Source organism: Nocardioides sp. (genome assembly GCF_034670285.1).
In the GTDB taxonomy this organism is placed as follows: Bacteria; Actinomycetota; Actinomycetes; order Propionibacteriales; family Nocardioidaceae; genus Nocardioides.
This window is the reverse complement of record NZ_JAXMNS010000085.1, coordinates 1-10968: the sequence shown is the minus strand read 5'-3', so window position 1 is coordinate 10968 and position 10968 is coordinate 1. Positions and strand designations below refer to the sequence as shown.

Below are 10968 nucleotides of genomic sequence, written 5' to 3'. Positions count from 1 at the left end.
CTGGTGTCCGGCGCGAACTAACGACTCGGGGGTGCCGCCGACACCGACCCAGATCGGGAGGGGATCCTGCACCGGGCGCGGGTAGACCCCCTGCCCGGTCAACGGCGGACGGTGTCGCCCCGTCCACGTCACCTGGGGCGAGTCGCGCAGCCGGAGCAGCAGGTCGAGCTTCTCGCTGAAGAGCTCGTCGTAGTCGCCGAGGTCCAGCCCGAACAGCGGGAAGGCCTCGGTGAAGGACCCCCGGCCCACGACCAGGTCGATGCGCCCCTGGGAGATCAGGTCCAGGGTCGCGAACTGCTGGAAGACGCGCACCGGGTCGTTGGCGCTCAGCACCGCCACCGCGCTACCCAGCCGGATCCGGCTCGTGCGTGCCGCAGCGGCGGCCAGGATCACCGGCGGCGCGGAGTCGTAGTACTCCTCGCGGTGGTGCTCGCCGATGCCGAAGGAGTAGAGGCCGGAGCGGTCTGCCAGCTCGATCTCCTCGAGGAGGTGCGCCATCCGCTCCGCCGGTCCGACGACGTGGCCGGTGGTGGGGTCGGTGACCTGCGAGACGAAGCTGTCGATGCCGATGTGCACGGGTCCTCCGAGGTGATCAGGGCGCTTGCGCCAGGTGCCTGGTCAACGGCGCCGAGGTCACCGGCATTCCACCCGTGACGACGCTGCCGGATCGTGCGACGCGACGACCACCAGCTCGGGCAGCCGGGCACGCAGCGCGTTGATCCGCGCGGTCGTCCGCCGTTGGACGGCGGTGGCTCCCGTGCCCGGCACTCGTCCGGTGGCCAGCACCTCGGGGTCGTAGGTCACGTCCCCGACGAGCAGGAGCGGCGGTGAGTCCGCACGTCGTACGAGCATCGACATCGACCCGGCCGAGTGCCCGGGCGTCGGCAGCAGGAGCAGGGACCCGTCACCGTGGAGATCATGGGCCTCGGCGAACGGCGCCAGCCCGTCGTCGCCCAGGGGCGCGTAGTCCACGGGTGTCAGGGCGAGCCCCGGCACGTCGAGGTGCGTGCGCAGCAGTCCGTGCGTCTCGGGCGACCGCGCGTCCAGCAGCGCGAGCTCGCGCGGGTCGGCCAGCACCCGCGCGTGGCTGACCTCTGCGAGGTTGCCGGCGTGGTCCTGGTGCAGGTGCGACAGCGCGACGATCGACACCTTGTGCGGCTCGACGCCCACGGCGCGCAGGGCCTCCGCGAGACCACCACCGTCGGGAAATCGGAACTGGGCCTGCCGACGGTAGATCCATCCGAGCAGCCCACCCGGGTAGTACGACGGGTCCTCCACGGAGGCAGGGTCCTGGCCGGTGTCGAAGAGCACCGTGCCGCTCGGGTGCTCGATCACGACGACGTTGACCGGCAGCCAGGCGGTCCACCGCCGCGACGTCAGGGTCCACCAGAGCATCGGACGCCAGGTGGCCGCGACGTTGTCGGGTCGGACCCGCACCTGGCCGACCTCCACCACGCGGACCCCGAAGGTGGGGTGAACGTCTTGCGTCATGAGGCCAGTCTGCCCGTCGGTCCACCTCTACACTCGGCCCGTGTCCCTCCTCGACCAGACCCTCACCCTGCCCAGCGGCCTGACCCTCCCCAACCGCATCGTCAAGGCCGCGATGACCGAGAACCTCGCCGACGCGGCCAACCAGCCGACCGGACGGCACGAGCGTCTCTACCGGCGTTGGGCCGAGGGTGGCAGCGGGCTGCTGGTGACCGGCAACCTCATGGTCGACCGTCGTTTCCTCGAGCGCAGCCGCAACATCGTCGCCGACCGCCATCTCGACGTCGTCCGGCTCGGCCGGGTGCGCCAGGCCGCGGGCACGACGCCGATCATCGCCCAGCTCAACCACCCGGGCCGGCAGACCAACCGCTTCATCGCCCGCACCCCGGTGGCGCCCAGTGCCTCCGGCGCGGTGCCGATGATGGGGCTGTTCGGCAAGCCGCGGGCCCTGGCGTCCGGGGAGATCGACGAGATCGTGGAGTCGTTCGGCACCGCCGCAGCACTGTGCGAGAAGGCGGGTCTGGACGGCGTCCAGATCCACGCTGCTCACGGCTACCTGCTCGCCCAGTTCCTCTCTCCCCACGTCAACCGCCGCACCGACGCCTGGGGCGGCGACGTCGCCGGCCGGGCGCGTGCCCTGCTCGCCTCGGTGCGTGCCGCGCGTCAGGCCACCGGCGACGGCTTCACGGTCGCGGTCAAGCTCAACTCCTCCGACTTCCGCCACGGCGGGTTCACCGAGGACGACGCCGAGCAGGTCGTGCGCCTCCTGGTGGAGGAGGGCGTCGACCTGATCGAGGTGTCCGGCGGCACCTACGAGAGCCCGGCCCTCTTCGGGATCGGCGTCGACGAGACCCCGGTCCCTCACCTCGCCTCGGTGAAGGAGGCCTACTTCGCGGCCTTCGCCCAGCGCGCGCGACGCGCCGCCCCCGAGGTGCCGATCATGCTCACCGGTGGCATCCGCACCCGAGCCGCGATGGAGGCGCTGCTGGCTGGGGGAGCGGTCGACCTCATCGGCCTCGGGCGTCCGCTGGCGATCGATCCCGACCTGCCTCACGCACTGCTGAAGGGCGCCGCGGGCATCGAGCTGCCGTCGTACACCTTGCCGACCGTGGCCGGGATGGCCGGCGAGTCGGAGTGGTACGAGGTGCAGATCGGCCGGCTCGGTGACGGCCGCGACGTCGCCCCCGGGCTGCACCCCGCCCGGGCCGCCTCGGGCTTCGTCGGCGGCGAGCTGGTGCGCGGCCTGCGTGAGCAGCGCGCGCGACGTCGCCTGGCCGAGCGCGCCTGAGTCGGCGCAGAGGGGTGGACTGGTCCACCCTGGGTGAGCAGCCGGAAATCTGAGAGGGTCCGAGCATGCGTACTCGCAGCGCTGTCGCAGCGTCCTTGGCGGCCCTGGCCGTGCTGATGTCCGGCTGCGCGGTCACGGTCGCGCAGTCCGACCTCGAGGCCGAGGTCGGCCGTGAGGACGGCGTCGCCTCGGTGTCCTGCGACGGTGACCTCGAGGGCGAGGTCGGCGCCACCCAGGACTGCCTGGTGACCTTCGACGACGACACGACGGTCGAGATCACCGTCACCGTCACCGAGGTCGACGGCAGCGACGTGATCTTCGACTTCTCCGACGCCGGCTAGCTGTACCCGGCCATGGGGCTGGTCCAGCAGTGGGTCAGCGGCCGGTGAAGACCGGTCGTCGCTTCTCGGTGCGGGCCGTGGCTGCCTCACGCACGTCGTCGCTGGCCCAGCAGGCGGCGAAGGAGCGCGCCACCTCGTCGTCGCCGGCCCCGTTGAGGACCGCCTTGTTGTGCGCCAGCGTCAGCGGCGCGAGCGTGGCGATCTCCTGGGCCCACGCCAGGGTGTCCTCGAGGGTGCCGGACCGGTCGACGAGGCCGCACTGCAGCGCCGCGTCCCGATCGATCAGCTCAGCAGCGATCATCAGCCTGCGTGCCACGCCGCCTCCGGCCACGTGAGCCAACGTCCGCATCGTCCAGGAGTCGACGGCCATGCCGTTGCGGGCCGTGGGCACGCCGAATCGCGCGGTCGCGTCGCCGACGCGGAGGTCGCAGGCCAGGGCGAGCTGGGTGCCGGCACCGATCGCGGGGCCGTTGACGGCGGCGAGGATCGGGACAGGGAGCGCTGCGAGGCCGTGCAGCATGCCGTACAGCGCCTCGAGGAACTCCTCGCCGTACACGCCGTTGAGGTCCGCACCCGAGCAGAACGACGAGCCCGACCCGGTGATGACCAGCACCCGCGCGCCGGCGTCGACCTCGGTCTGCGCGGCGGTGTGGATCGCCCGGCAGAGCTCGAGGTCGAGGGCGTTGCGACGCTCCTCGCGCTGGAGCTCGAGCAGGCTGACCGGACCGGTGCGGGTGGTGGAGAGCATGCGCCCGAGGGTAGTGCGACCGGCAGCGGTCACTCAGCCGCGGCCGGTGTTTCCGAGACGGTCGGTGTCTCGACCTCGGGAGCCGTCTCGGAGTCGGAAGCGGCGTCATCGACCGGCCCGCCCGGCGTGCCGATCGACACCAGCGGCTCGATCACCGCGGTGCCGTCGGTCTCGAAGCGGTAGAGCTGGTAGCCGGTCACCATCCGGGTCTCGTCGTCGAGGAAGATCACCGGGAACGACGCGTCCTGCTGGGGCTTGGACCACGGTGTCGAGAAGTTGTTGATGGTGGGGGTGTCGACCGCCCCGCCGGTCGTGTCGAGCTCCATCAGGAACGTCCACGTGCCGTCGGAGTTCCAGATCACGCGCGGCTCGATCGAGCGGTGCCAGTGCCCGTAGAACACCGCACTCGCGGGGACGTCGTCGATGCCGTCGTCACCGTCCGGCGGGGCGACCGTCAGCGACACGTCGTTCGTGGTGAGCAGCGAGCTGACGCTCTCGACGTCCAGGAACGCCTGCGCGGCGTACGCCTCGTGCACCAGCAGGAGGTCCGGCCGTTCGTCGGCGTCGGCGTCGGCAGCCACGTCGCGCAACCTGAACCCGACGTCGGCCTGCCCCTCCTCGCCACGCAGCGTGGTGGCGCCGAAGAGCTCGCTGCGACTCGGGTCGCCGTCGCCCAGCACCCGCACGCCGGCGAGCTCCTCGATCGAGCCCTCGAGCACGGTCATACCGGAGTCGGCCATCTGCTCGGCGCTCACCTCGGACTCGTGGTTGCCGGTGACGACGGCCACGGGTCCGTCGCCCATCACGGCCCGCTCACCCCGGATGCAGGTGCCCTCGGCGGCGGTGCCGTTCGTCGTGAGGTCGCCGGTGATGCCCATGAGCGCCGGGACGTCGTCGCCGTACTGCTCGTTGAGGAGCTCCACGACGGCGGTCTGGAGGCGGATCATCGTGGTGTTGCAGTGCATGTCGGACTGCATGATCACGGCGGTCTCGCCGTCGCGGGGACCCCTCATCAGCAGCCGTCGCGACTCCAGGTCGGCGAGCGCGGCGCTGCGGTAGCGCGCCTCGGCCTTCTCCTGGCGCGTGATCAGGACCTGGGCCTTGGCCAGGGCGCCGCCGGTGAGCGCACGCAAGACAGGTGAGTTGGTCGTGGCCCCGGCGGCGAGCGTGCCGTCCAGGACGGCGAGCGGATAGACGCCCTCGGTCGCGCCCCGGTGACCGGGGGAGCCGAGCACCTGGACGGCGCCCAACGACGTCGTGGTGAGCAGCCCGAGTGCGGCGACGCCGACCACCCGGAGGCGGGCACGTCGCCCACTCAGCGGCCGGAGCGGGAGCAGGTAGGTCAGCGCGAGCAGCAGCGTGCCGCCGGCCAGGGTGACGGTCAGGATCGCCAGTCGCAGCTGGTGGGTCAGCTCGGTCTGCACCAGGCCGACGTACTGATCGATCGCCGGCCCGGGGTCGTGGAAGATGCCGGTGTAGAGGCGCAGCATCTCGGGTCGCACGTAGTTGGCGAGGTCGCCGTCGCCGGCCCCCGGGTCTCCGGGTCCGTCGACGCTCGCCACCACACCGAGCGGTCCCACGGCTCGCGGCACGTAGACCGTGCCGGCGATCCCGAGCCGCAGCTCGCTCTGCCCCTGTGTGCTGAGGGTGAAGGTGGTCGGCGTGGTGCCGATCAGCTGCTCGACGCTCGTGTGGGTGACCGCCCACGCTGCCGCGACGGGGAGCCCGAGCACACCGGCCGTCACCAGGCACACGGCCCAGCGGATCAGCAGGCGCCGGATGGCGAGGGGCGTCATGTGAGGTCGCGGATGACGGGCTTGAAGTAGCCGGTCAACGTCTTCGCGAGCTTCGCGCCGAGGTGGATGTCGTCGTAGTAGGTGTTGACACCACCCACGCGGGCCCGGCACGTCGTGGCCGTGCAGTAGCCGGGAGTGGCGTCGACCAGCACCGGGCGGCCGGAGAGCGGCACCCGGAGGTTGCGCTTGATCCACCGACGGTTGTTCTGCTCGCGGTCGAGCGCAGCCTCGCGCGGGAGGTTGCACTGGTAGGGCTCACGCCCTGCTGGGCAGGGACGCGGGTCGAGCGGCACCGTGGCGGCCTGACCGATGAGGTCGACGTCCAGCTTCATCCTCCCCAGGCGCTCGAACATCCGCGGCGCCCCCTCGACGGCGAGCGTGCTCATGTGACGCTGGTAGCTGCTGAGGCCCGAGTCGCTGCCGGTCCGGTCGGCCTGGCGCTGGCGTCGGTAGGCCTGGCGGTAGCCCGACCAGAAGCCTCCCACCAGGACGCTCACGTCGGCCCTGGAGCGCTTCTCGAGGCTGCGCAGGTAGTCGAGGGTCCTGAGGTTGCGGTTCTCGCAGCCGCTGCGGCCGAACCCACGCGAGCGCGGGAGCGGGAGTGCGACGGGGCAGCTGCCGAGCACGATCATCGTGAGGTTGACCCGCTGCTTGCGCGCCTCGCGGCGCAGGGCGGGCAGGTACATCCAGGCGTGCGAGTCGCCCCAAGCCACCAGCGTCGGACGCTTCGCGCCGAAGCGGGTCACCCGGCACGGCTGGTCGTTGACCGTGACGCCGTCGGACTCGTAGCACTCGCGCGGCATCCGCGGGAAGTCCGCCTCCGTGGTGGGTGGCACGCCCCGCTCGAAGCCGGCTCCGGTGGAGGGACCCGTGGTGGGGCCAGTCGTGGCGCCAGTGATCACTGCGGTCGCAGGGGCCGCCGTGGCCGGTGCCCCCACGAGAGTGGGCAGGAGCAGCGCGAGCGCCAGCAGGTTGAGGAGCAGGCGTCGGCGGCCGGCAGGAGCGGCGGCGACGGCGAGGTTCGAAGGTCCCATGTCAGGAGAATCGTGCCACGCCGATGGCGCTCACGTGAGCAGGATCAGGTGAAGACGAGGTCTGCGTCGGACCACCAGGCGCGCATCGAGGCGATCTTGCCGTCCGAGGCGAAGGTCATGACCTCCAGCGGCTCCATGGTGGCCACTCCCGCGCCGGTGTCGGTCTCGACCCGGAAGTGGAACGCCGCCTCGCCGGCGCAGGTGCGCAGCGTGATCAGGGAAGTGGTGATCGAGAGACCTTCCAGCGCGCCGTAGAACGCCCGGATGGCGTCGCGCCCGGTGAGGACGGCGGAGCCGACCGGGTCCTCCAGCGTGGCGTCCTCGGCGTACAGCGCGGCGATCTCGTCGGCGGTCCCGTCGGACACCAGCGCGAGGTAGCGGTTCACGGCGGCAGCAGCCGCGTCGTTGCTCAAGGTCATGCGGCAGTTCTATAACACGTTCTAGTTTTCCGCCAGCGGGGTCCGCCTCAGCGACGCAGCGAGAGGACGCTCGGACGGAAGTACGACGACAGCGCCGCGGTCCGGGTCGCGCTGAGGTGGAGCTTGTCGTACCAGGTGAAGATGCCGTCGACGCTGCCGCTGCAGACACGCTCGAAGCAGTAGGCGTCTCGGGCGAGCAGGTAGCGCGGAGCGCCCTTGAGCTTCTTCATCTGCGAGCGCAGCCAGCTGTCGGTGCGTCCCTCCTCGGGCAGGGCACGCCACCGCGGGATGTCGCAGGCGTAGGGGTCGTTGCCGTCGGCGCAGCCGGCGACGCGCTCGGGGATCACCGCGGCCTGGGCGATGACGTCGACGTCCACCCCGAGCTTGCCGAGCCGGCGGAAGAGACGCGGTGTCCCCTCGTGGCTCAGTGCCACCATCTTGCGGGTGTAGTCGTCGTAGCCGGAGTCGGTGCCGGCGCCCTCCATCGCGATCTCGCGGTGGGCGATGCGGAACCCGCTCCAGTTGGAGCCGAGGATCACCTTCACGGCGCTACCCCGCTTGTGCAGCTTCTTCACGAAGGCCAGGGCGTTGACGTTGCTGCGCTCGCACTTGCCGGAGTAGCTCTCGTCCGGGGTGGTGGTGGTCGCGATCGGAGGACAGCTGCCGGCGACGAAGCTGGTGAAGTTGACGCGCTGCCCGCGCACGGCCTTCCGCAGGGCCGGGATGTACATCCACGCGTGGGAGTCACCCCAGAGCACCACCGTCGGCCGCTTCTTGCGGAACTTGTTGTAGCGACAGACGGTCGGCTCGCCCGAGGTCTGGGCTGGACCGAAGCAGTCTGCGGGCATCGACGGGACGTCGAGCTCCTCGGCCGGCAGTGCGCGTGCGGGAGCCGGCCCCGCGACGGCCAAGGCCAGGAGGGCGGTGAGCAGGGCCGACACGAGCAGCAGGGCAGTGGCCGGACGCAGGCTCGACGGAGCCGCGTTCGTTCGGGGGACGCGCATGGTTACGTATCGTGTCACAGCCATCGTCGTCCAGGGGAGGAGTCGAGACGTGCTGGAGATCCTCGCCGAGGGCGGACCCGAGTCGTACGTCGTGCGCGTCGGCGGTCGCGACCAGTCCTTCGTCGACCTCGCCGACCCGACGAGGCTCGTCTTCGACTACGTCCGGCGCATCGGCGACGTCCTCGACGCTGTGGCCCCCGACGGGGTCCCGATCCGGGTGGTGCACGTCGGTGGCGCGGGCCTGACCCTTCCTCGTTACGTCGCGACGACCCGGCCGACGTCGGCCCAGGTCGTCCTCGAGCCGGACGAGGCCCTCACCGAACGCGTGCGCGAGGTGCTGCCGCTGCCACGCCGCAGCGGCATCAAGGTGCGAGCCACGGACGGCGCCCGCGGCATCGCGGCGCTGCGCGACGACTTCGCCGACGTCGTGGTGGTCGATGCCTTCCGGGACGGCGAGGTCCCGAGCGAGCTGCTCGACGTCGCGCACCTGGCCGACGTGGCCCGGGTGCTCGCCCCCGGAGGTTGCTACCTCCTCAACCTCGCCGACGCCGCGCCTTTCACCCTCGCGCGCGACACCGTGGCCGGGCTGCGTGAGGTGTTCGGCTCGCTGGTCGTCAGCGCGGAGCCCGCGACGCTCAAGGGGCGGCGAGCGGGCAACCTGCTCATCACCGCCGGGCGCGACGCGGTGCCGCTCGCGGCGCTGCGGCGACGGGCGGCGTCGTCCCCTGCGCCCTACCAGGTGCTCGACGACCGAGGTGTCAGCGACCGCTTCGGCGGCGGGCGGCCCCGCCGGGGGATTACTACAGCGACGTCATGACGCCGACCGGCTCGGGGCTGAAGCCGGGGAAGACCGCCGCTCGGGAGGCCTTGAGTCGCGTCGTCACGACCTCCGAGAGCACGCTGCGGTAGTCGGTGGTGACCGGGACGTCGGCGTCGAGCGCAGCGCTGAGCGGCGGCATCGTTCCGTAGTAGCCGCCCTTGACCCCGGCGCCGGCCAGCAGCATCACGTTGCCGTAGCCGTGGTCGAGGCCGTAGTTGGCGTTCTCCTGGACGCGGCGTCCGAACTCGCTGAACGCCACGAGCGTGACCTTGCTCCGCTGGTTGCCGAGGTCGTCGAAGAAGGCGGCGAGTGCTTCGGCGAGCTCACGGGCGTTGTTGCGCATCGAGCCCCAGTCGAGGGTGCCGAGCCCGGAGTGCATGTCCCAGTCACCCTGGTCGACGGTGATCACACCGACGCCGACGTCGCCACGGATGATCCGGGCCACCTCGCTGAGCGCCCGTCCGAGGTCGGTGTTGGGGTAGGAGGACTTGCCGTCGCTGGTGTCGCGCGCCGGTGCGAAGTCGCGCACGGATCCGAACGTCGCGCTCATGGCCGATCCCAACGGTCCGCCCTTGCGGTCCCAGAGCGTGTGCAGGGAGCGCAGCCGGCTGCCGTCGTCACCGTCCACGCCGGCGAACCCGACCGACTCCACGTCGCCGGCCGACATCACCGGGTGCGTGCCGTAGAGCGACGTCGGGACGACGCCCCCGCCGACGGCGAAGCCCTGGAGCGGGGAGGTGCCGGGGAGGTCACCGATCAGGCGGTTCAACCAGCCCTCTCGTGTGGTCGACCCCGGGTTGGCGTCCTCGATCTCCTCCATCGCCGCGAAGTGGGAGCGGTTGGGGGCGGGCAGACCGGTGGCGTGGACCGCGGCCATCTCGCCGGCGTTCCAGAGCGGCAGCACCGGGGCGAGCTCGGGGTGGAGGCCGAAGGTCCCGTTGGTCGCCAGGAGCCGGCCGGCGGGGATGCCGATCTTCGGACGGGCGCTGCCGTTCTTGATGACGGGGTCGTTGTAGGGAACCACCAGGGAGAGGCCGTCAGCGGCGCCGCGGAGTGACAGCACGACCATCACCGCTCCCGCAGCGGCCGCACTCGCCGGTGCCGCGGTGACGACGGCACTCCCGAGGACGGCCGTCGTGCCGACTGCGAGACCGCCGCTCAGGAGGCCGCGGCGGCTGACGCCGGCGTACTCGGGGCAGCAGGCCGCCTGGGCGGCGCGTCGTGGGGCTGTTCGCTTGATCATCGAGGGGTCCTCAGCGGGAGAGATGTTCGGGGGAAGCGAGGATGGTGGCGAGCACGCGGTGGAAGCCCCACCGCACGAGCGCGTGATCGGCGGTGATCACCGTGGAGGGCCGGACCCGCCAGTCCCCGTGGCAGGACTCGACGCAGGCCTTCAGAAGTCGCTTGGTCGACCCGCGACCCAGCAGCTGCTGGCACAGGTGGTCGACCAGCAGGTCGAAGCGGATCCGTTTGCGGGGGAGCCAGGCCTGCGCGCTGCGGTAGCGGATGCCCTGGCTCGGCCACCAGCCGCCCGACATGGCCCAGTGCGTCTCCATCGAGGCGAGCAGCCGAGCCGGCGACGACCACGACTGGTTGTCGATGGGCTGGCCATCAGGGCGCGGCCACTCGAACGGGATCGAGCCCATCGAGCTCGCCTGCCACAGGATCGCGTGCGCCGCGTGGCTGTTGTCGCCCTCCGGCGGGTCGGTGAGGCGCACCCGCAGGACCCGGTAGGTCGCCACGATCTCCTCGGAGGGGTCGCGCACCTTGGCCCCGACCGAGCGCTTGAACTCCTTGCTGGCCACGAGCGCCAGCAGCACCGGGCGGATCGCGGTGCCGTTGCGCAGGTAGACGTCGGCGAGGTGCTCCACGAGGGACTCGGAGGGGTTGTCGCTGACGAACTTCACGCAGATCTTGCGCGCGACGCGACGTGCGGTCGCCGGGTGGCGGGCGAGGTGGCGCAGGTAGGCCTGCACCGTGTCGCGTCCGTCGGGGTCGGTGTTGGGGGCTCGGAAGTCGAGCACCTTGAC

Annotated in this window: 12 protein-coding genes; 3 read left to right on the top strand and 9 right to left on the bottom strand. The window is 71.6% G+C overall.

What is annotated here, in order from left to right; genetic code table 11:
* Window positions 1-576: LLM class flavin-dependent oxidoreductase (locus tag VOI19_RS06265; RefSeq protein ID WP_323792099.1), on the bottom strand; the 576-nt coding region annotated here is incomplete at its 3' end.
* Between the two features lie 57 nt (window positions 577-633).
* Window positions 634-1491, bottom strand: coding sequence for an MBL fold metallo-hydrolase (locus VOI19_RS06260; RefSeq protein WP_323792098.1), 858 nt, complete (start codon window positions 1489-1491; stop codon window positions 634-636).
* Window positions 1492-1531: 40 nt separating this feature from the next.
* On the opposite strand from VOI19_RS06260, the gene VOI19_RS06255 reads away from it, so the two are divergent.
* Together VOI19_RS06255 and VOI19_RS06250 are read left to right on the top strand one after the other, a co-directional pair.
* Window positions 1532-2776, top strand: coding sequence for an NADH:flavin oxidoreductase (locus tag VOI19_RS06255; RefSeq protein WP_323792097.1), 1245 nt, complete (start codon window positions 1532-1534; stop codon window positions 2774-2776).
* A gap of 65 nt (window positions 2777-2841) precedes the next feature.
* Window positions 2842-3117 carry a DUF4333 domain-containing protein gene (locus tag VOI19_RS06250; RefSeq protein WP_323792096.1) on the top strand — a complete coding sequence of 92 codons (276 nt, stop codon included), beginning with the start codon at window positions 2842-2844 and terminating at the stop codon, window positions 3115-3117.
* 34 nt (window positions 3118-3151) lie between these two features.
* On the opposite strand, the gene VOI19_RS06245 is transcribed toward VOI19_RS06250, so the two are convergent.
* From VOI19_RS06245 to VOI19_RS06225, 5 genes are read right to left on the bottom strand one after another with little or no spacing between them, the layout of a single operon-like run.
* Window positions 3152-3865, bottom strand: coding sequence for an enoyl-CoA hydratase (locus VOI19_RS06245; RefSeq protein WP_323792095.1), 714 nt, complete (start codon window positions 3863-3865; stop codon window positions 3152-3154).
* Between the two features lie 29 nt (window positions 3866-3894).
* Window positions 3895-5661 carry a hypothetical protein gene (locus VOI19_RS06240; protein WP_323792094.1) on the bottom strand — a complete coding sequence of 589 codons (1767 nt, stop codon included), beginning with the start codon at window positions 5659-5661 and terminating at the stop codon, window positions 3895-3897.
* The gene (locus VOI19_RS06235; protein ID WP_323792093.1) at window positions 5658-6695 is read right to left on the bottom strand and encodes an SGNH hydrolase domain-containing protein; all 1038 of its coding nucleotides are present in this window, start codon (window positions 6693-6695) and stop codon (window positions 5658-5660) included. The genes VOI19_RS06240 and VOI19_RS06235 overlap by 4 nt, the downstream gene beginning before the upstream one ends.
* Before the next feature lie 44 nt (window positions 6696-6739).
* Window positions 6740-7114 carry a nuclear transport factor 2 family protein gene (locus VOI19_RS06230; RefSeq protein ID WP_323792092.1) on the bottom strand — a complete coding sequence of 125 codons (375 nt, stop codon included), beginning with the start codon at window positions 7112-7114 and terminating at the stop codon, window positions 6740-6742.
* 47 nt (window positions 7115-7161) lie between these two features.
* Window positions 7162-8118 carry an SGNH hydrolase domain-containing protein gene (locus VOI19_RS06225; RefSeq protein ID WP_323792091.1) on the bottom strand — a complete coding sequence of 319 codons (957 nt, stop codon included), beginning with the start codon at window positions 8116-8118 and terminating at the stop codon, window positions 7162-7164.
* Window positions 8119-8167: 49 nt separating this feature from the next.
* Here VOI19_RS06225 and VOI19_RS06220 point away from each other — a divergent pair, with 49 nt between their 5' ends.
* Window positions 8168-8935 carry a fused MFS/spermidine synthase gene (locus VOI19_RS06220; protein WP_323792090.1) on the top strand — a complete coding sequence of 256 codons (768 nt, stop codon included), beginning with the start codon at window positions 8168-8170 and terminating at the stop codon, window positions 8933-8935.
* Here VOI19_RS06220 and VOI19_RS06215 read toward each other — a convergent pair.
* Both VOI19_RS06215 and VOI19_RS06210 read right to left on the bottom strand, forming a co-directional pair.
* Window positions 8919-10181 (bottom strand): DUF1501 domain-containing protein, encoded by a 1263-nt coding sequence (locus VOI19_RS06215; protein WP_323792089.1) that lies wholly within the window; start codon window positions 10179-10181, stop codon window positions 8919-8921. The genes VOI19_RS06220 and VOI19_RS06215 overlap by 17 nt on opposite strands.
* A gap of 10 nt (window positions 10182-10191) precedes the next feature.
* Window positions 10192-10968, bottom strand: a 777-nt coding sequence (locus tag VOI19_RS06210) for a DUF1800 family protein (RefSeq protein ID WP_323792088.1), incomplete at its 5' end; no start/stop codon positions are given.